Below are 20,125 nucleotides of genomic sequence, written 5' to 3' on the forward strand. Positions count from 1 at the left end.
CCCCATGGTTTTTGCCTCTCTCGAATTTCTGACGTTGTTCCTGCCGCTGTTCCTGTTCGCCTATGCCTTGTCCCCGGCCGCCTGGCGTAATGTCACGCTGCTGATCGGCAGTTGGCTGTTTTATGGCTGGTTGAGCCCACGATTCCTCGCTGTGCATGTGATGCTGACGATCACGGCATGGGTGGGTGGCTTATTGATTGATGCCTGGCGACAGGAGAGCAAGGGCCGTGTGCGAATACTTGTGGCCCTGATCGTGCTCAACACAGCAATGCTCTGCTGGTACAAGTACGCCAACAATGTCGTCGGCACATTGAGCGAAGTGATGGTCTGGTCCGGAGCCGCGCCCCTGTCCTGGCAGCGGGTCATCATGCCGGCCGGATTGTCGTTTGTCGTGCTGCAGGCGATTTCCTACCTGGTGGATGTGCATCGTCGCACCGTGCCAGTCGAGCGCAGCTTCGTCCATTACGCGACCTATATTTCGATGTTCGGCCATTCGGTCGCCGGCCCTATCATTCGCTATGACTGGGTCCGGCGCGAGTTGCATCGGCGTTCCTTCAACCTGCAAAATTTTTCGCTGGGTGCACGCCGGTTCATGCTCGGGATGTGTATGAAGGTCCTGGTGGCCGACACCCTGTCGCCCGTGGTCGACGTGGCGTTCAGTGTGCAGAACCCCAGTTTTTCTGACGCCTGGCTGGGCTGCCTGGCCTACTCCCTGCAACTGTTCTTTGACTTCGCCGGCTACAGCTCCATGGCCATTGGTCTGGGACTGATGCTGGGCTTCCACTTTCCGGAGAACTTCAACCACCCTTATCTGGCCAACAGCATCCAGGATTTCTGGCGCCGCTGGCACATGTCATTGTCCAGTTGGTTGCGTGACTATCTGTATATCCCACTGGGTGGCAATCGCAATGGCCCCTGGAAAACCTATCGCAACCTGTTCCTGATCATGGCCATCGCCGGCCTCTGGCACGGTGGCGACAATTGGAATTATCTACTGTGGGGCTGCGCCCATGGCATTGCGTTGTGTGTTGATCGTGCCTGGAACCGCTCCTCCCTGCCCCCTGTACCGCCCGTGCTTTCCCATGGGCTGACACTGCTGTTTGTCTGCCTGGCATGGACACTGTTCCGCGCCCCCGACTTTCACAGTGCACTGAGCCTGTATGCCGGACAGTTCGGGCTGCAGGGCATCGCCCTCAGTGAAGAACTGTCCGCGACCTTGCGCCCGGTACATGGCCTCGCGGGCTTGTTGGGTGTGCTAGGTATCGTCGCACCGCTGCTACGCCCTTACGCTGAAAAACACCGGATCGGCATAGCGCTCTACCCCGCCGCCCTTTGGCCCATTGTCGGTTTCATGCTGTCGTTCGCGCTGACCGCCAGTCGCGAAACCGTACCCTTTCTGTACTTTCAATTCTGATGAAGACGCCAGAGCACACCATTACGCTTGCTCAACCTGTCGATCCGGTCGCACGCACCAGTCCATTGGCAGGCGCATCGCTGCTGATATTCCTGTTCGCCGGGCTGCTGTCCTCTGGCTGGCTGATCGGGTCAGGGCAACTAGAGCCGCTGCCACCGAAATTATCGGCGACGCAGATTCTTGACGGAGCTATCACCCATAAAATCGCCAAGGAGCTGTCGAAAGCCGCCTTCCCCACCATGTTCGCCAAACTGGAACGCGGTGCGAGTTGGCTTCTGCTCAACGACACGGGGCCCAGGGTTCGTTCAGGATGCACTGACTGGTTGTTTCTGGCCGATGAGCTAAAGGTCAACCATCAAGCGCAACGTAATGCCGATGCCAAGCTCCAGGCCGTGATCGATCTGAAAGAACGGCTCTCTCAACGACACATCAGCTTGCTGGTGGTCATCGTTCCAGACAAGAGCCGCATCGCTTCTGCACAACGTTGCTCACTGCATCGCCCGGCGTCTTTCGAAGGACGCATCCAGTCCTGGACGGCGAAGCTGAATGTGGCCAGGCTGGCGAATCTGGACCTGACCGGTGCACTGGCGCCACTAGGTCCCCAAGCCTATTTGCGTACCGATACGCACTGGAGTGAATCCGGCGCCAAGGCTGCGGCCGAAGCTATCGCGCAGCACCTGAAAACCCTGGGCATCACCGCAACACCACGCCGATCGTTCAACGAAAGTCACGCCCCGCTCGCAATACGGCCCGGCGATCTGGTGCACCTGGCGGGCATCGACTGGCTGCCGCTTGAATGGCAACCCACACCCGAATGGATCGCCCAGACCAGCATCCACGAAATTCCCGACATGTCGGCCGACAGCCCTGACAATGACGGAGACCTCTTTGGCGTTACCGACTTACCCAACACCGCTCTGATCGGAACCTCATTTTCGCGCAACTCGAACTTCGCAGGGTTCCTGCAACAGGCGCTGGGGGCTCCGGTGGGTAATTTCGCAAAAGATGGGGGCGCTTTCTCCGGCGCCGCAAACAGCTACATCAACAACCCGGCCTTCAAGGAAACACCGCCAACATTGATCATCTGGGAAATCCCGGAACGAGACCTGGAGTCGGCATACGCCGACCCCATTCAGGTAGAACCATCGCCCTTGGCGTTGGGATCAGGTTGAAAAACCAGCGCCCCCAAGCTCGCTCTCTTCCGGAAACGGACTAACAGTATCTGCTCTCGGCCATCGCAGTCTCTGACGACGAACCTGGCCCTTACACAGCGGTCAAAGCAAGTGATGACATCGCCAATGATCAAAGGCCTCTGGCCTGTTTCATTCAATGGCGAAGCCAGTAGTTCACACACTTTAGGGTGCGCTGGATAATGTCAGCAGGCTCGGATTTCTGCCGAGAGCAGGTGCTGACGGCTGCTCACATCCAATGCTCCCGTATCGGAGTACTAACATGACTCAGTCAATGCGGTTCTTCCTATCGATTGTCCTTGCGACACTGGCATCGGCCAGCTTCTTGAACACTGCTAGTGCGGCAACCGCCGAGGATCTGGATGTCGACTCTCGGCAAGCGTTGCAAACACTCTACAAGTCCACGCCATTTGCTGAAAGCATTTCGAAAAACGCCAAAGCGATTCTTGTCTTCCCGAAAATCATCAAGGCGGGCCTTGTGTTTGGCGGCAGCTATGGCGAAGGCGTGTTGTTGAAGGACAAGAAAATAGAGAATTATTACAACTCCGTAACCGGGTCCTGGGGGCTGCAAGCAGGTGCCCAGTCGTATGGCTATGCGGTTTTCCTGATGACCGACAAAGCCGTGGACTACATACGTCAAACCAAGGGTTGGGAAGTCGGCGTAGGACCCACCGTTGTAGTGGTTGATGAAGGGGTGGCGAAGAATATGTCCAGCACGACAGTGAAGGACGATGCCTACGCGTTCATTTTCGACCAGCAGGGGTTAATGGCCGGGATCAGCATCGAAGGAACCAAGATTTCCCTGATCAAGCGCTAAAACTGGTCGTTTGGCGCATGGATGCGCCTCTTGCCAACCAGGTACCGTGCAGATACTGTCAGCCCTATGAATCAGCCACGCATTGCCTCGACCACCACTACCACGACCGCCCAAGGCGGGTCGTGAGAGGTGTCGTGAGCCAATAACGCACGAACTTCAAAAGGCCCGCCAGTGATGGATAGGGCCTTTTCTTTTGCCCTTGTGTCGCTGGTCCAAACGCAAGGAAAAGCACTATGTACGCACTGTTGATTCTCGATATGCAGGTTGGATTGTTTCATGGCCCGGATAAACCATGGGCTGGCGAAGCGTTGCTAAACACTTTGAATAGCCTGTTGAGCAAAGCCCGGAAAGCAGGCGCGCCCGTTTTTCTTGCTCGCCACGTAGGTCCGCCTGGCTCGCCTATCGAATCTGGAAGCCCGTTGACGCAACTGGTGCAGGAACTCCTGCTACAAGGCGACGAAGTGGTCTTCGAAAAAAGCCGCCCCAACGCTTTCGCCATGACTGACCTGGCCGATCGGCTAAAAGCTTGTGGATCTCCAGGCGTGGTCATTGCCGGAATGAAGACCCAGTATTGTGTCGACAGCACCTGCCGCGCCGCACGAGATCTTGGGTTCGATGCAGTGCTGATCGCCGATGGTCATACCTGCACCGACACCCCAGCGTTGAAGGCCGAAAATATCGTCGCTCATCACAATGCAACCCTGGCGGGCCCATTCTGTCGTGTCGTTCATGCTGAGAACTGGCATTTCTAACCGGCATTGATAGATCGGCTCAAGACTGGGTCGATCTGTCCTTCTGTCGGCGTCGTTTCCGGTTGGGCCGCATGTCAGGCCCGTGTTAGATGTTGGGTCAGAGCCTATTCTTACCTGACAATATCGACCGAGATCTCCACCGCCGGCGCCGTTTTCTAGTTTTTGCACTCCGCCAACACCACGTGGCAGGTATTCGGCGTGCCACCGGATCGGCCGGCATAGCGTATGCAATTAGCCAGGGATTTTTCGCGAGCCATGTTCAAGGTATCCCCCCAAGCCAGGCCGCCCTCACCGGTAGTGGGTAGCGCTTTTGCATAGCAGCTTGAGCCTATGTTTGAGGCCGAATAGCGGGCCGTGGCAGCGTTGCCTGCGCATCCCGCTGTCAGCGCCAGGTTTATGGCTAGCAGGGAGGACAGGATCCATGACGAGCATCGGCGCGCTGTTTTTTCGGTCATCCCGTTTCCCCTGTAGAAAGAGGCGTGAGGCAAGTTTGTGCTCGTGTCCTACTCAGATTAGACGGTGTTGCGCCTGCCCTTGAGTCCGTTTAGCGAACAGATTTGCGCTGGCCCTGACAATTAGCGATATCCCATTTGTGGAACAGTTCCACTCGATCGGCGCCGTGGGAATCGATCATGCATGCGCGCCGTCCCAGAGGTACGCAAGCTGCCAAAATAGTCCGGTTGCCTGCGCTGCTAGAATGCACGTATCAATCCCAATTCTGGAGAACCAAGATGATCAGCAAGAACACGATTTGTCTCTGGTACGACGGCACCGCGCTGGACGCTGCGAAGTTCTACGCCGAGACGTTTCCGGACAGCGCTGTGGGAGCTGTCCTTCGCGCGCCTGGTGACTATCCGGCGGGCAAACAGGGCGATGTCTTGACGGTCGAGTTCACGGTGATGGGCATCCCTTGTCTCGGACTGAACGGGGGCTCGGCGTTCAAGCACAACGAAGCTTTCTCGTTCCAGGTTGCGACCGACGACCAAGCCGAAACGGACCGCTTGTGGAACGCGATTGTCGGAAACGGCGGCCAGGAAAGTGCATGCGGCTGGTGCAAGGACAAGTGGGGGCTGTCATGGCAGATCACACCCCGCGTGCTGACAGCCGCAATAACCGATCCTGATCGAACAGCGGCCAAACGCGCGTTCGACGCCATGATGGGGATGAAAAAGATCGACATCGCTGCGATCGAAGCGGCTTTGAAGGGTTAGCGGTTGGACAAGTTGAGGAGCGAGTAGTTTGAGGCCTGGCGCAGCATGTGTGCACTGTTGGCACCTCTGCTGGACCGATAGGCGAGCGCATCGGGCCGGCTGCGTTGCCTGGGATAACTGGCCTTGAGATAAGCCTGCTGTCGATTCACGACTTGTCGGCAACAACTCTCACTCTGTGGCAGTCAGACGGTCCAAGTTTTTGACCGCTTGAGGAGCGAACATCAATCGGCATTAGCGCCTGTCTGGACTCGTTGTCCAACAGCACAGAACGCGTCTCTCCCGGCTCGAACAGGAAACGTTCGCCCCACTGCCTCATACTGACCACAACCGGAAAGATCTCCCGTCCTTTGTTCGTAAGCACGTACTCCTTGTAGGCGCTTCCATCTGACGCCGGTTGAACATCGAATACACCGACCTCAACCAAGGTTTTCAGGCGCGATGCCAGAATATTTTTGGCCACGCCCAAGCTCTTTTGAAATTCGCTGAATCGGCGAATGTCGTCAAATGCGTCGCGGATGATCATGAGCGACCAGCGGTCCCCAATTGCCTCCAGTGTTCTTGCTACCGGGCAATCGCTGCTTTGCGATGAAGCACCTTCGACCATCGTATTTACCTCCTGGATAAGGATTGCCAAATCTATCGATCAATCTGGATCAAGGTGGTTGCAATTTGAAACCTTGTTCGGCAACAATTGAGACCAGTTTTTAATTGAAACCAGTTTAACGCCATGGAGGCGTGCATGACAGCAGAGGCCGACTCATCCACCCAAGGTTTCTCCAGGCAGCCTTCGGGATTGCCGCATACGGATACCGGAGAAAACAGCAGCACCGACCGGTCTGCGGGACTTTCTCCGTCGCTCACGTTATTGTTTTCCGTCACCTGCGCACTTGCAGTCGCCAATGTTTACTTTGCCCAACCCTTGCTGGCCTCAATGGCGCAGAGCCTGGGCGTCGCCTCAGGATTGATCGGGGTCGTGGTGACGGCCACTCAGGTGGGATACGCGCTGGGGTTGCTATTCATCGTGCCGCTGGGCGATAGGGTGAACCGCAAACGGCTGACTATCACTCAAGTGGTGCTGTCTGCGATTGCGCTGGCGGCCGTTGGCGCATCGCAGCAATGGCTGGCCCTGCTGGGAGCCATGATCATGACGGGCTTACTGGCAGTGGTCGCTCAGGTGCTTGTAGCCTATGCCGCCGTGCTGGCAACGCCATCACAACGTGGGCAGGCAGTGGGGACAGTAACCAGCGGCATTGTCCTGGGTATTCTGCTGGCACGGTTTACCTCTGGGCTGATCGCAGATCTAGCGGGCTGGCGCGCCGTTTATTTCGTTTCCTCAGCATTGATGCTGACCGTCGCGGCGGTGTTCTGGAAAGTGGTTCCTGCCGCAGTGTCACCACGCAATCAATACACCTACCAAGCGCTCATCCGGTCGCTGTTCAAGCTGTTCATGACCGAACCGGTTTTGCGGATCAGGGGCCTGCTGGCCTTACTGATCTTTGCCGCTTTTTCCGTGCTATGGACAGCTATGGTGCTGCCGTTGAGCGCTCCGCCGCTGACGCTTTCACACACGGCCATCGGCATGTTTGGCTTGGCCGGCGTCGCCGGAGCCCTTGCTGCCAGAAGAGCCGGTCGCTGGGCCGATCAAGGTTTCGGACAACGAGTTACCGGCATCTCGCTGGGACTCCTGACGCTTTCCTGGTTGCTCATCACTTTTGCCGAGACGTCCCTGATCGCGCTGGTTTGCGGCGTGGTTTTGCTCGACTTCGCGGTGCAAGCGGTACACGTCACCAACCAGAGCCTCATTTTTGCTGCACGACCCGATGCCCAAAGTCGCATGGTCGGCGCATACATGTGCTTCTACTCGGTCGGTAGCGCGCTGGGGGCGGCAGCCGCGACCCAGGTTTATGCGCTCTGGGGCTGGATGGCAGTCAGCCTGCTGGGCGCCTTGATCAGTGCGACAGCTTTGGCGCTGTGGTTTTTTACAAGTCATTTCTCGACTACTACTCAAGGAAGTTCAGCATGAAAGCCGGGCACCTACTACTCGCAATCTCGATTACTGCCATCACGCTGTGAACGGCTCGACGGGTTACTTTTCGTCCAAACCCAGAACCGGGCTCAAGCCAGCAGCTCGGTGATCCACCGGGCCTGCCGGGCGATGTCTTGCACCTTCTCCTCGGGCACGGCCTGCCGCGCCCGGGCGAAGTTGGCCAAAGTCTTGTGCTTCTGGTGCAGCATGCGCTGCCATTTGATCAGGAACGCCGGGCTGCGTGCCTGCATCTGCAGCGGGCCGAAGTACAGCTCCTCGGCGGTGTACATCACCGGCCCGGCGCGCTCGGCGACGATGATTTCGTAGTCGAAACGGTTTTCCCGCAGCACTTCCTCGCACAGGATGCGGTAGTCATTTTTCATCAGCCATTGACGCAGTGGTTGCTCGCCGCCGTTGGGCTGCAGGATCAGGCGCTCCTGGCCGCTCAGACGCGCCTTGCCGCTGTCGAGGATGTCGCGGATCGTCTCGCCGCCCATGCCGCAGATGCTGATCGCTGTGATCCCGTCTCCCGGCTCGATCGCCGCCAGGCCACTGGCCAGGCGCACGGTGATCCGCTGAGCCAGGCCGTTCTCGCGCACGGTGCGTTCGGCCGAGCGAAACGGCGTCAATGCCACTTCGCCGGCCACCGCCGCCGCGATGGCGCCACGGCGCATCAACGCCACCGGCAGGTAGCCGTGATCCGAGCCGATATCGGCCAGGCACGCACCAGTTGGCACATGCGCCGCCACGCGCTCCAGGCGCATGGACAATGTCTGTTCGTTCAACTGCAATTCCTTTTCACCAGGAAGGTCCAGCACCTTGGGCCGGGTCGGGGCGAGATTCTGAGCCCCAATCCCGCCCTTTCTATTTTTGGCCACCGGACAATGGTGGGGTTCGAGGCGGGATCAATCGCTTCGTCCCCGTCGACTCAAACGCCGAAGCCAAGCGAAGCAGTGTCGAATCGTCATAGGCTCGACCGGCAAAGGTCAGCCCGACGGGCATGCCGATGTCCGGCATGATGCCCATCGGCACTGTGACCGTGGGAACACCCAAGTGGCGAATGGCGAGGTTGCCGTTGGCGACCCAGACACCGTTACTCCAGGCGATATCCGCAGACTTTGGATCGACATCGGCATTCGCCGGCCCAACGTCGGCCACCGTCGGGAAGATCACCGCGTCGAGCCCCAACCGATCCATCCAGTCCTCAAGGTCGATTCGGCGCGTCTGTTCAAGGCCGCGTAGTCCGTCAGGCACCGTGGTGATCTGGTCCCAAGGGGTGATGCCGCGTTCGGCCATTCGTACATACTCATCCATGCCAGCGGCAAGATCGCCCTCCCGGTTGGGCAGCGTCCCCGGATCGTGCGGAAAAATCAGCGGTCCGTTCACATCGACCAGGCGATTGAGTTTTGGATCGCCGTTGGCCCGCAGAAAATCGTCGAACGCCCAGGCCGTCAGATCCCACAACTCATGGTGAAGGAACTCTTTGGAAACCAGGCCGCGGTTAAACACGGTCGGTGCACCAGGACGATCGCCTTCGCAATTGGAGACCAGCGGGAAATCGACCTCGATCACTTCGGCACCAAAGGCTTCGAGTGCCTTGCGAGCCTCTTTCCAGAGCCCGATCACCGAGGGGCGGGTGTTGATTCGCTGGCCCGTCGGGCCACCGATGCCAGGCGCATCGCTCGTGCCTGCATCGGCATCCGCGTTGATGTACATACGAGGAACGCCGAAGCGTTTTCCGGCGAGGGCATCGGTATTCGCGGCAAGCGACCCATAGGAAGCGGGACGCACCGAGGCGACACTCGGAATGGGCACCCAGGGTTGCATCCGCCACAGATCGCCTCGTGTGTCGGGATCCTCCGCCACTACTACGTCGAGCACTTCGAGCAGGTCTGCCATGGTTCTGGCAAACGGCACGACAACGTCCATGGTCGGCGTCAACGGCCAGTTCCCGCGCACCGAAATCACGCCGCGCGAAGGCGTATAAGCACACAAACCATTGTTCGAGGCAGGCCCCCGGCCGCTCGACCAGGTTTCTTCGGCAAGGCCGAAGGCCGCGAAACTGGCGGCGGTTGCAGTACCGGCGCCGTTCGATGAGCCCGAGGCGAAGGGTGCGGTGAGATAGTCAGCGTTGTACGGGCTCTCGGCACGGCCGTAGACCCCGCGCTGCATGCCGCCGTTAGCCATGGGCGGCATATTGGTTTTGCCCAGGCAAATTGCGCCAGCGGCACGAAGCCGTTCGATGGTGAACGCATCGCGATAAGCAATCAGGTTCGCGAAGGCGGGACTTCCAGAGGCTGCGGTGAGCCCCTTCACCAGATAACTGTCCTTGGCCGTATAGGGAATGCCGTCGAGCGGCCCCAGCGTCTCGCCCTTGGCCCGACGGGCATCGGACGCTTGCGCTTCCTTGAGCGCATCGGGGTTGCGAACCACCACCGCGTTGAGGGCGGTGGGCGTGTCGGGTCCGTCGTAGGCATCGATCCTGGCGAGATAGGCCTGGACCAGCTCAACTGCCGTTGTCTGGCCCGATTCGAGCGCAGCACGCAGTTGGGCAATGGAAACCTCGGTGACCTCAATCATGCTGTTACCGCCGGCTGCTGATGGGTGACTGGATTTTGGGCTCAAGGACATCACTTATCTCAAAATGGGTTTTTGTATCGATTCTCGTTGCACTGCATTACGCGATAGGGTCGGGACTTCCAGCGTCGAACTCCACCTCTGATGCGAGTTCCGGGTACTCCATTTTCATGGCCGCAAGGCATTCTTGCATGAGCCTCGCATCATCCGGTAAACGTCTGGACAAAGTGTCCCACCCTGAGATTTTCAGTTGCGTGGGCATTTGGACAAGCCCTGTTATTGCGTCCCAGAAAGCATCCCAATTACAGCCGTACCAGCCGGGAAAGCCGAGCGCATCGCTCAAGGTCGAATGGAGTTCGCCAGAACTCGTCACCCTGCTTAAATCGATTTTTACAACCTGTAAGCGGGTCATCGTCAGTGCCTCGAAAATTGCTCACTGGGGAGAAGGATAACTGAAGTCCGCTTCTGCCACGCAGCCTTGACTCTGCCCTTTGGGACAGAGTTTATCGTTGCCCTCCAGGAAAAAGGGTACTGGTCCAGTGAGGGGTGATTTCAATGCGTCAGTTATGTCTGGTTACAGGGGCGAATGGGCACTTGGGAAACACCTTGGTCAGAGCGTTGCTCGATCAGGGTTACCGAGTCCGGGCCGGCGTTCGCAACATGGACAATACTGCCTCTTTCGATGGGCTGGATTGCGAAATGGTCTATACCGAACTGTTGGACGAATCGGCCATGCTTGAGGCATTGCGAGGGGTTGACGTGTTGTTCCAGGTCGCAGCCGTGTTCAAGCACTGGGCGAGAAATCCGCAAGCCGAGATTATCGAACCTAATGTAGGGGGCACTCGCAGCGTTTTGCAGGCCGCGTCAAAAGCCGGGGTCAAACGCGTGGTTTATGTCAGTTCCGTTGCGGCAATCGGCCAGAATGGACATGCACTCGATGAAAATCAATGGAATGACGAGGACGAAAATGCCTATTACAAATCCAAGATATTGTCGGAAAAAATGGCGTGGCGCACAGCTCAAGCCTTGAACCTCTGGATGGTCTCGGTTTTACCCTCGGCAATGATCGGTCCTAATGCCGCGAACCTGACGGATACCATGAGGTTTCTTGATTCGGTCAGACAGCGGCAAGTACCTCTGGACCCGGGGTTTCATTTCAATTTTGTCGATGTCCGGGATGTCGCCCAAGGAATGATTCAAGCAGCAGAAAAAGGCAGGCCGGGGCAGCGCTATATTCTGGCGAATGAGCAGTCCTCTTCACTCACCGAAGTCATTGATGCAGCGAACGTAGTTTCACCCGGCTATCGTACTCCCCCGGCAGCCCCCAAGTGGCTTCTGCTCACTGTGGCCTGGGCGCAGGAGGTTTGGGCACGGCTAACTGGCCAACCTGCCCGGATGTTGCTCAGCCAGGTCAGGATGTTCCACGACGTTCAACAGAACTACAGCATATTAAAGGCCAGAACCGAATTGGGCTTTAATCCTCGATCACCAGAAACCGCCCTGCAGTCGGCTTTTATCTATCTGAGCAAGCGCTCGATTCTTCCCTATGAAACGTTGCCGCTGCGCCAGATTCAAAAAGCGAATTGATCTCGCTTTTGAGTTCGCCAAGGTGAATGTCCAAGGCCCGAAATTCAGCTATTTTTTCGTTGATTTGTTGACGTTTGAGGTCGATAGCCTCGTTCGCCAGCGCCAAGGGAAAGGCATTCAGTTTGTTCTTGGCCGCGATCAAGGGAGTCATCTCGGCGAGCTTGAATCCGGCAACCTGTGCTCGGCGGATAAGGTGTACGAGTCGGAGGTGATGCGCGGTATAGACGCGATATCGACCATGGCGGTCGGGCTCCGGGATCAATCCCATCTGTTCATAAAGTCGAATGGCTTTCGGTGTACAGCCAGTCAGCCGGGCGAGTCTTCCAATGAACATTAGCAATCCTTTTTTAGAAAAACGGGGGCAAGGGCGAGGTCAAAACCACTCATCCACCGACTACGCATCCTGAAGCCGCTCACGCAGAAACTCGATAAACCGCTGGGTTTTAGCTGGCAACAGCCGCGTCTCGGTAAGGGCGTAAACCGAGATGGGTGAAGCCTGCCACTGCGGCAAGACTCTGCGCAGTGTGCCATCGGCGAGGTCTTGCGCAACGATACCTTCCCCCAATAACGCGATACCCAGATCCAGCGTCGCCAGACGTCGAATCATTCCCACGCTGTTGAGTTCGAATCGACCGCCAACCTCCACCTCCATTTCCCCTTCCCCTTCACTACTGGAGAGTATCCAGCGGTCAGCGCGCGTGCCGCGCATACGCAAGCATTCGTGCCTAGTCAGGTCCGAGGGATGAATCGGATCACCGTACAGTTGGAGATAACGGGGTGAGGCATACAGGCCGCGGCGCAAACTGGCGAGCTTACGGGCGATCAAGTTCGAACTCGCGGGCTCGCCCATGCGAATGACCACATCAACCGGCTCACTCACCAGATCGACCTGACGCGGGGTCAGATCAATCTCGAAATTGATGCCGGGATACAACCGGGCAAACTCCGCGATCAGCGGTGCCAGGTAGATATTGGCGAAATCCACCGGGAGCGAGGCCCGGAGTACACCGCTGGGTCGGGCAAGCATTTCGCCGAGCTGCTCGTGCGCAAGCCGGGCTTCGTCGACGATGCGTTTGCAGCGATCGAAGTACAACTGCCCCGCCTCGGTCAGCTCGATTTTGCGCGTGGTGCGATGCAAAAGCCTTAGCCCGATTTCCTTCTCGAGGCCACTTATCCGGCGCGACAGCGTCGAGTTCGGCATCCCCATCGCCTCCGCCGCCCGACGGAAACTGCGCGCCTTCACGACTTCGACGAACAACGCCATGTCGTTGAGAAACTCCAATGTCATTGCTCCATCAGTGGATCAGTCAATTCAGTTTTACCCGGTTTATCCCGGATTCGGATTGATCAATGATAGCCACATCATTTACCGAGGAGTACCGCAATGCATTCGCTTTTTTCTCAAGTCCAGATCGGGCGCCTTACACTGTCCAACCGCATGGTCATGGCCCCGATGACTCGCTCGCGTTCTGATGATTCCGGGGTGCCTACCGAACTGGTACCGACCTACTACGCGCAGCGCGCCGGTGCTGGGTTGATCATCTCTGAAGGGGTGTTCCCTGTGGCCTTGGGCAAGGGTTATGTGCGTACTCCCGGTATCGAAACCGCTGAGCAAGTGGCCGCTTGGAAGCAGGTGTCCGAAGCCGTACATGCTCGCGGCGGACGGATCTTCATGCAGCTGATGCACTGCGGACGCATATCGCACCCCTCGCTGTTGCCTGACGGCTCCCTGCCACAGGCCCCCTCCGCGATCAAACCCACCGGCCAGACCTGGACAGCCTCAGGCCTTCAGGACTTCGTCACCCCACATGCGCTGAGCGTGGTCGAGATTGCCGCGGTCATCGAGGGCTACCGTCAGGCCGCACGCTTGGCCATTGAGGCCGGCTTCGACGGTGTCGAGCTGCATGCCGCTTCGGGGTATCTGCCTGAACAGTTCCTCTCGACGAGCAGCAATCAGCGCACGGATGAGTACGGTGGATCGGTTGAAAACCGTGCTCGCTTTGTACTGGAAGTGTTGAATGCCATGGCGACGGAAATTGGCAGCGATCGTGTCGGCATCAAGCTCTCCCCTGAAATGAACTTCAACGACATCGTCGATGCCAACCCGCAAGAAACCTACACCTGGCTGGTCGAGCAATTGCGCGGGTTGAATCTCGCCTATCTGCAGTTGCCCTGTTCGGCGCCAGCGTCGACTACCACGCCTTGTTGCGCCCGCTGTTCGATGGCAGCTACCTGATCGGTGGCGGGCTCGACCAAAACGCCGCCCAATCCCTGCTCACTAAGGGCCAGGCCGACGCGGTGGTGTTTGGCAACGCATTCCTCGCCAACCCAGACCTGCCCGAGCGTTTTCGCACAGGCGCCGAGCTTAATGTGCCGGACAAAGACACGTTCTACGCACCGGGCGCTCAGGGGTATATCGATTACCCAGCCATGAGCCCGGCTCAAAGCGCCTGAGAAAACCGCCATTCCCATGCATGCCCCAACCTTACCGCCAGGAGAATCATCGTCCATCGCGTTGACGATCCCCAGGCGTTTGACGCGGGAAGCGAACTCGGCGGGCAAGGATCTGCTCCAGTAAAGGCGGCGTGACGCTGACCACTACCAACCAGCTGATTGCAGAACTCGCCGGTAGCTGGGCTACGCCTCAAGGTGGACAGTTGGTGCAAGTGCTGATGGAAGCGCTTCAAGGTTAAAGGTTTGGTGCAAAACCTGTGGGAGCGGGCTTGCTCGCGAAAGCGGTGTGTCAGGCAACGATGATGTCGACTGACACGCCCTCTTCGCGAGCAAGCCCGCTCCCACATGGATGTGCGCTTGACTCACCAGCCCTGTTCTACATCTCAACCTGCGTGCCCAGCTCTATCACGCGATTGAGCGGCAACTTGAAGTATTTGAGGTTGCTGTTGGCGTTCTTCAGCAAAAACGCGAACAGGGTTTCGCGCCAACGGGCCATCCCGATACGCTTGATCGGGATGACAGTCTCCCGGCTGAGAAAATACGTGGTGCGCATTGGACTGAAATCCAACTCTTTCAAATGGCAAAGGCTCAACGCCAGAGGTACGTCAGGCTCCTCGATAAAACCAAAGTGCAGACTCACCCGAAAGAACCCTTCACCATAAGCCTCGACCTCGAATCGTCGATCCGCAGCCACACGCGGGCTGTCTTCAGACACCACGGTGAGCAACACCACCTGCTCGTGCAGCACCTGGTTGTGCAACAGGTTATGCAACAGGGCGTGAGGGACCGCATCAGCCCTGGCTGTCAGAAATACCGCGGTCCCCTGCACACGATGGGGCGGTTGCGAGCCGATGCTGCTGATGAACAACGGCAGCGGCAGCGAGGTTTCGTCCAGTCGCTCGACAATGATCTTTCGGCCCCGTTTCCAGGTGGTCATCAAAATGAACAGGGCAATACCCGCAATCACCGGGAACGCACCGCCCTGGAAGATCTTCGGTGCGTTGGCGGCGAAGTACAGGCTGTCCACCATGAGAAAACCCAGCAGCATCGGAATAGCCAGCCAACGAGGTGTTTTCCACAGCAGCAATACAACGGCCGAGGACAGAATGGTGGTAATCAACATGGTCCCCGTCACCGCCACGCCATAAGCCGCCGCCAGCGCACTGGACGATTCAAAGCCGATGACCAGCAACACGACGCCGACCATCAGCGCCCAGTTCACCATGCCGATGTAAATCTGCCCCTGCTCCTGACTGGAGGTGTGCTGAATGAACATACGCGGCACGTAACCCAGCTGAATGGCCTGGCGAGTCAGTGAGAACGCGCCGGAAATCACGGCCTGAGAGGCGATGATGGTGGCCAGTGTCGAGAGCGCGACCATCGGCAGCAGCGCCCAGTCAGGTGCCAATAGATAGAACGGATTACGTACCGCCTCCGGGTTCCCGAGGATCAGCGCGCCTTGACCAAAGTAGTTGAGTACCAGGCCGGGGAGCACCAGGATGAACCAGGCACGAGCAATGGGTTTGCGGCCAAAATGGCCCATGTCGGCATACAGTGCTTCAGCACCGGTCAATGCCAACACAACGGCGCCCAGAATGGCGACACCGATGCCCGGATGAACCACAAAAAATTGCACCGCCCACGCAGGATTCAGCGCTTGCAGAACTTCCGGCCGTTGCAAGATGCCGTAAATGCCAAGTGCGCCCAACACCACAAACCACAGCACCATGACCGGGCCGAACAGGATGCCGATACGCGCCGTGCCATGTTTCTGTATCAGGAACAGTGCTACCAGGACGACCACGGACAGCGGCACCACCCAATGCTCGATGCCATCGAACGCAAGTTGTAGCCCTTCAACCGCGGAGAGCACCGAAATGGCTGGGGTGATCATGCTGTCCCCGTAAAAAAGTGCCGCGCCAAACAAGCCAAGCAACACCAGGACCCTGCTCATTTTGGGATACGGCGCGGCGGCCCGACGCGCCAGTGCCGTCAAGGCCATGATCCCACCCTCGCCCTGGTTGTCGGCGCGAAGGATAAACAGCACGTACTTGATCGAGACGACCCAGATCAGTGACCAGAAGATCAACGACAGAATGCCCAGCACACCGTCGTGATTAGCCTGGACTCCGTAGTGACCGGCGAACACTTCTTTGAGGGTGTAAAGAGGGCTGGTGCCGATATCCCCATAAACTACGCCCACCGCGGCGACGAGCAACCCCACTCCCGAGGTTCTGGAATGGGATTCTTCATGGGCAGGGATCGCTGTTTCGCTCACGGGGCGCTTCTCGATAAGGAGGAAGGATTGCAATGCCAGTCAGTTAAGGAGCGAAACCTGTGGGAGCGGGCTTGCTCGCGAAAGCGGTGTGTCAGGCGACATCAATGTTGACTGTGCCACCGTCTTCGCGAGCAAGCCCGCTCCCACATGGATTTCGCTTAACTGACTGGCATCAGGAAGAATTGCAGGCGTATCGATGATCAGAAAAACGCGGCCAGTATCATTGCGGGGAAGAGTAACCAACGTAAAAAAACCGTAAAATTCTACCGGCAGCACCCTCCCCCCAACGACCATCCAGCGATGCACACCTACTGCGCCGTCCCGCCACGAGGTTTATAAAACAGAAACTTCCCGGTCTCGGCCGTCCTGATGTATTTCTTCGCCCAGGCGGGCTTTACCGTTCTGTCGTGGAAATACAAAGCACCATGAGTGCGGTCCGTGAGTTGCTTGTTGAGTGCCTTGCGCGCGATTTCCTTGGCGAGGGCATATTCGTCGTCTTCCTTTACCTGATCCGCACGTCCGTCGCACCACCACGAAAACTGGCAGGAGCCCGTTTCAGAACCTTGCTTGACCACGGCGCACACCGTATCGGGAAACCCACCATGGCCGAGCCGGTTCATGACCACGCTGGCGACGGCTTCCATATTGGCAGGTGCCACACCTTTGGCTTCCCAATAGATACTGCGTGCAAGGCAAGTAATGGCGTCGTCCAGCGGCGCGGCGCCCGCCGGATCGACTGCCTGCACTTCGGAGGTGGTAATGGCTTCGGACTTGGGCACCGGAAGTTCGCTGTCCTTCTCGGCGGCTTTCTGTTCCAGGACCTGCGCCTTGTCTTCGGCCACTTCCTGTTTTTGCTCCTGCTCAGTCGCCAACACCTGGCCGCCTAGAAGGATGATTGCGAAGCAGGTGACTACCCATTTTAATCGCATGATCGATCCTTCCGATGACACTGACTTGAGCAATGAAACGGCGATGTTGTAGCGCTGACCTGCTGTGATTGTAGTCGTCGCAAGTCTTTCCAGCCGCCTGACAATAATCTGCATGTCGAGGCGAAAAGGCATTGCATTCGCAGGGGTGAAATCGCGCATCATGAACGCAGTCCGTCCAAGGGAGATTTTCATGCGCAGCCTGTCATCCATTTTGCATCTTGCCGTGTTGTCATTCGGGCTGGTGTTCAGCGTCGCCGCGTCGGCGGTCGAAGAAACGCAGCTGGTCGAGTCGATCAACGTTTACCGCAGCCAGGCGCAGCGCTGCGGCGGCCAGGCGTCTTCGGAGTTACCGCCGCTGGCGAGCGATCCGCGTCTGGTCCTGTCCGCCAACAGCATCGGCGACTTGCAGCAGGCTTTGGCCCGCGGGGCTTATCCGATGGTCAATGTGCAGGCGATCAGCTTGTCCGGCCCGCGTGATGCGCCGTCTGCCATGAAGGCGATTCAGGAGAGCTTCTGCCAAGTGGTGCTGGACCCGCAATTCGTCGACATCGGCGTCAGCCGCGATGGCCGTGAATGGCGCATCGTGCTGGCGCGTCCGCTGTTGACCGGGCGTTTGGGTGATTGGCAGGCGGAGGGACAGAAACTGCTTGAAGCGATGAACAGTGCACGCGCTCAGACGCGCCTGTGCGGCACTCAAGCCTTTACCGCCACGACGCCTCTCGCCTGGAACGCCACCCTGGGCTCCGCGGCCGAGACCCACAGCCGGGCCATGGCCAACAATAACTATTTCGATCACAAGGACCGCGACGGCCGCACACCGGGTGATCGGGCTGAACTGGCGGGTTACGCCGGTCAGCAGGTCGGTGAAAACATCGCCGCCGGGCAAGACACCGTGCGCAAGGTGGTCGATGGCTGGCTGGCCAGCCCGGGACATTGCGCCAACCTGATGAACCCACAATTTCGCGAGCTGGGTGCGGCCTATGCAGTGGACCCGAAGAGTGATGCGGGCATCTATTGGACGGCGATGTTTGGTACGCCTTGAAGGCCTGAATCGCCCGTTGAAAAAGGAATCGTCATTTGAATAAAGCCCCCTCCTCGACCGTCGAACAGGACCTGTCGAAACCTGAGGCCATCAGTCTGCGGGAAGCGTTCCTGTTCTGGCTGAAGCTCGGCTTCATCAGTTTCGGCGGGCCGGCCGGACAGATCTCGATCATGCACCAGGAGTTGGTGGAGCGCCGGCGCTGGATCTCGGAACGGCGTTTTCTACATGCCCTCAACTACTGCATGTTGCTGCCTGGGCCTGAAGCTCAGCAGCTGGCGACCTACATCGGTTGGCTGATGCACCGGACGTGGGGCGGCGTGATTGCCGGCGCGCTGTTTGTGCTGCCTTCGCTGTTCATCCTGATCGTGTTGTCCTGGGTGTACATCGCCTTTGGCGAAGTACCGGTGGTGGCCGGGCTTTTTTATGGGATCAAGCCGGCCGTGACCGCCATTGTGGTGCAGGCGGCTCACCGGATCGGCTCGCGGGCATTGAAGAACAACTGGCTGTGGGGGATCGCCGCGGCGTCATTCACGGCGATCTTCGTGTTCAATGTACCCTTCCCGTTGATTGTGCTGGGCGCCGCGATCATCGGTTATTTCGGCGGACGTCTGGCGCCTGAAAGGTTCCGCACCGGGGGCCACAGCGCTGCGAAAAAATCCTTCGGCCCGGCCTTGATCGACGACGACACTCCGACTCCCGAACACGCCCGTTTTAGTAGCTTTAGATTGCTGCGCCTGTTGCTGGTGGGTGCGGCCTTGTGGGTGTTGCCGATGGGCATTCTCACCGCACTGTTCGGCTGGGAAGGCACCCTCACCCAGATGGCCTGGTTCTTTACCAAAGCGGCATTGCTGACATTCGGCGGCGCGTATGCCGTGCTGCCTTATGTGTATCAGGGCGCTGTCGGTCACTATGGCTGGCTGACACCTACGCAGATGATCGATGGCCTGGCGCTCGGCGAAACGACTCCCGGGCCGCTGATCATGGTGGTGGCTTTCGTCGGCTTTATCGGCGCCTATGTTCAGCAGGTGTTCGGCCCCGATCATGTGTTCCTGGCTGGCGCCCTCGCTGCCACGCTGGTGACCTGGTTCACCTTCCTGCCTTCGTTTCTGTTCATCCTCGCCGGCGGCCCGTTGGTGGAGTCGACGCACAACGAACTCAGGCTCACCGCGCCGCTGACCGCGATTACCGCGGCGGTGGTCGGCGTGATTCTTAATCTGGCGTGTTTCTTCGGCTACCACGTGCTGTGGCCCAACGGCTTCAGCGGCCAACTCGACTGGCCTTCGGCGCTGATCGCCATTGCAGCGGCCATTGCCTTGTTCCGCTTCAAGCGGGGGGTGATCGAGGTACTGCTGGGTTGCGGGCTGATTGGGTTGGCGGTGCATCTGCTGCGCTAAATCAATGACCTTGCCGTTGCCTCTGTAGCTCAGTCTTCAGCCAGAGGCCGGCGGGTTGTACGCCTACCGGACAGCGCACTTCATAGGCGAGGCCACTCTTGCTGCTCTGGGTGGCCGCCAGCTCAATGAAGTCTTCTGCGCTGTTTACCTTGTCGTGTTCTTCAAGGTACTCCAGCTTCTTCTGCAGATGCGCCCGGGCCTGAGGGCCGAGGTATTCGCTGCCGTTGCGCACAAACCGGCATTCGCTGTGCTCGATAAAGTCCAGCAAGCCGTTTATTTCCTGAGTGGCCTGAGATGAGGTTTGTGCCTGGGCATTGAACGCCATGACGGTCAGGCCGATACCCGCCGCGATCAGCCATTGGCTAAAGGTACGAGCGATGGATTCGGTCAGGGTTCGCATGGTGATACCTCGCATGACCAACAGCCGATCAGAGCAGTGCCAACCACCGCTCTG

19 protein-coding genes and 2 pseudogenes are annotated in these 20,125 nt (G+C 58.4%); 11 read left to right on the plus strand and 10 right to left on the minus strand.

The annotated features are described in order from the left end of the window. The first annotated feature begins 4 nt into the window (after positions 1-4). The 4 genes from IC37_RS03770 (at position 5) to IC37_RS03785 (ending at position 4,173) form a co-directional block, all read left to right on the plus strand. Positions 5-1,414, plus strand: a complete 1,410-nt coding sequence (locus IC37_RS03770) for an MBOAT family protein (RefSeq protein WP_030128907.1) — start codon at positions 5-7, stop codon at positions 1,412-1,414. Beyond that, positions 1,414-2,586, plus strand: coding sequence for a cell division protein FtsQ (locus IC37_RS03775; protein WP_051414804.1), 1,173 nt, complete (start codon positions 1,414-1,416; stop codon positions 2,584-2,586). The genes IC37_RS03770 and IC37_RS03775 overlap by 1 nt, the downstream gene beginning before the upstream one ends. Before the next feature lie 280 nt (positions 2,587-2,866). Beyond that, entirely contained in the window at positions 2,867-3,421 is a 555-nt protein-coding gene (locus IC37_RS03780) for a YSC84-related protein (RefSeq protein ID WP_030128909.1), read from the plus strand. 233 nt (positions 3,422-3,654) lie between these two features. Next, entirely contained in the window at positions 3,655-4,173 is a 519-nt protein-coding gene (locus tag IC37_RS03785; protein ID WP_030128910.1) for an isochorismatase family protein, read from the plus strand. A gap of 155 nt (positions 4,174-4,328) precedes the next feature. Here the strand turns inward: IC37_RS03785 and IC37_RS30335 are convergent, their stop codons facing one another. Further along, positions 4,329-4,628 carry a hypothetical protein gene (locus IC37_RS30335; RefSeq protein WP_081729286.1) on the minus strand — a complete coding sequence of 100 codons (300 nt, stop codon included), beginning with the start codon at positions 4,626-4,628 and terminating at the stop codon, positions 4,329-4,331. A 276-nt stretch (positions 4,629-4,904) separates the two neighbouring features. Here IC37_RS30335 and IC37_RS03795 point away from each other — a divergent pair, with 276 nt between their 5' ends. Then, the gene (locus tag IC37_RS03795; RefSeq protein WP_030128911.1) at positions 4,905-5,384 is read left to right on the plus strand and encodes a VOC family protein; all 480 of its coding nucleotides are present in this window, start codon (positions 4,905-4,907) and stop codon (positions 5,382-5,384) included. A gap of 145 nt (positions 5,385-5,529) precedes the next feature. Here IC37_RS03795 and IC37_RS03800 read toward each other — a convergent pair whose 3' ends face one another. Next, a complete protein-coding gene (locus IC37_RS03800) occupies positions 5,530-5,988 on the minus strand; it encodes a helix-turn-helix domain-containing protein (RefSeq protein WP_030128912.1) in 459 nt (152 codons plus the stop codon). Positions 5,989-6,123: 135 nt separating this feature from the next. On the opposite strand from IC37_RS03800, the gene IC37_RS03805 reads away from it, so the two are divergent. Continuing rightward, on the plus strand, positions 6,124-7,407 hold the full coding sequence (locus tag IC37_RS03805; protein WP_030128913.1) for an MFS transporter: 1,284 nt from the start codon (positions 6,124-6,126) through the stop codon (positions 7,405-7,407). A gap of 92 nt (positions 7,408-7,499) precedes the next feature. Here the strand turns inward: IC37_RS03805 and IC37_RS03810 are convergent, their stop codons facing one another. From IC37_RS03810 to IC37_RS03820, 3 genes are all read right to left on the minus strand, one after another. Continuing rightward, positions 7,500-8,195: a tRNA (adenine(22)-N(1))-methyltransferase TrmK gene (locus IC37_RS03810; RefSeq protein ID WP_030128914.1), complete on the minus strand. Its 696-nt coding sequence runs from the start codon at positions 8,193-8,195 to the stop codon at positions 7,500-7,502. A gap of 79 nt (positions 8,196-8,274) precedes the next feature. Next, the gene (locus IC37_RS03815; protein WP_030128915.1) at positions 8,275-9,990 is read right to left on the minus strand and encodes an amidase; all 1,716 of its coding nucleotides are present in this window, start codon (positions 9,988-9,990) and stop codon (positions 8,275-8,277) included. A 97-nt stretch (positions 9,991-10,087) separates the two neighbouring features. Then, a complete protein-coding gene (locus IC37_RS03820) occupies positions 10,088-10,399 on the minus strand; it encodes a barstar family protein (RefSeq protein ID WP_030128916.1) in 312 nt (103 codons plus the stop codon). A 143-nt stretch (positions 10,400-10,542) separates the two neighbouring features. On the opposite strand from IC37_RS03820, the gene IC37_RS03825 reads away from it, so the two are divergent. Continuing rightward, positions 10,543-11,574 carry an NAD-dependent epimerase/dehydratase family protein gene (locus tag IC37_RS03825; RefSeq protein ID WP_030128917.1) on the plus strand — a complete coding sequence of 344 codons (1,032 nt, stop codon included), beginning with the start codon at positions 10,543-10,545 and terminating at the stop codon, positions 11,572-11,574. On the opposite strand, the gene IC37_RS03830 is transcribed toward IC37_RS03825, so the two are convergent. Both IC37_RS03830 and IC37_RS03835 read right to left on the minus strand, forming a co-directional pair. After that, entirely contained in the window at positions 11,501-11,908 is a 408-nt protein-coding gene (locus tag IC37_RS03830; RefSeq protein ID WP_081729288.1) for a MerR family transcriptional regulator, read from the minus strand. The genes IC37_RS03825 and IC37_RS03830 overlap by 74 nt on opposite strands. Positions 11,909-11,968: 60 nt before the next feature. Continuing rightward, positions 11,969-12,856, minus strand: coding sequence for a LysR family transcriptional regulator (locus tag IC37_RS03835; protein WP_030128919.1), 888 nt, complete (start codon positions 12,854-12,856; stop codon positions 11,969-11,971). 102 nt (positions 12,857-12,958) lie between these two features. Between IC37_RS03835 and IC37_RS03840 the strand changes: the two are divergent. Both IC37_RS03840 and IC37_RS03845 read left to right on the plus strand, forming a co-directional pair. Further along, a pseudogene (locus tag IC37_RS03840) lies at positions 12,959-14,028 on the plus strand (alkene reductase). A 122-nt stretch (positions 14,029-14,150) separates the two neighbouring features. After that, a pseudogene (locus IC37_RS03845) lies at positions 14,151-14,267 on the plus strand (isochorismatase); the annotation flags it as partial. A 137-nt stretch (positions 14,268-14,404) separates the two neighbouring features. Here the strand turns inward: IC37_RS03845 and IC37_RS03850 are convergent. Together IC37_RS03850 and IC37_RS03855 are read right to left on the minus strand one after the other, a co-directional pair. Further along, complete coding sequence (locus tag IC37_RS03850) at positions 14,405-16,306, minus strand: potassium transporter Kup (protein ID WP_030128920.1); 1,902 nt, start codon at positions 16,304-16,306, stop codon at positions 14,405-14,407. A gap of 308 nt (positions 16,307-16,614) precedes the next feature. Then, entirely contained in the window at positions 16,615-17,235 is a 621-nt protein-coding gene (locus IC37_RS03855) for a cell wall hydrolase (RefSeq protein WP_030128921.1), read from the minus strand. Positions 17,236-17,425: 190 nt separating this feature from the next. Between IC37_RS03855 and IC37_RS03860 the strand changes: the two genes are divergently transcribed. Further along, a complete protein-coding gene (locus tag IC37_RS03860; RefSeq protein WP_030128922.1) occupies positions 17,426-18,277 on the plus strand; it encodes a CAP domain-containing protein in 852 nt (283 codons plus the stop codon). Between the two features lie 35 nt (positions 18,278-18,312). Continuing rightward, positions 18,313-19,671 (plus strand): chromate efflux transporter, encoded by a 1,359-nt coding sequence (gene chrA, locus IC37_RS03865; protein ID WP_030128923.1) that lies wholly within the window; start codon positions 18,313-18,315, stop codon positions 19,669-19,671. A 1-nt stretch (position 19,672) separates the two neighbouring features. Here the strand turns inward: chrA and IC37_RS03870 are convergent, their stop codons facing one another. Then, on the minus strand, positions 19,673-20,071 hold the full coding sequence (locus IC37_RS03870; protein ID WP_030128924.1) for a DUF5329 domain-containing protein: 399 nt from the start codon (positions 20,069-20,071) through the stop codon (positions 19,673-19,675). Positions 20,072-20,125 lie beyond the last annotated feature (54 nt).

Source organism: Pseudomonas sp. QTF5 (assembly GCF_000512695.2).
In the GTDB taxonomy this organism is placed as follows: Bacteria; Pseudomonadota; Gammaproteobacteria; order Pseudomonadales; family Pseudomonadaceae; genus Aquipseudomonas.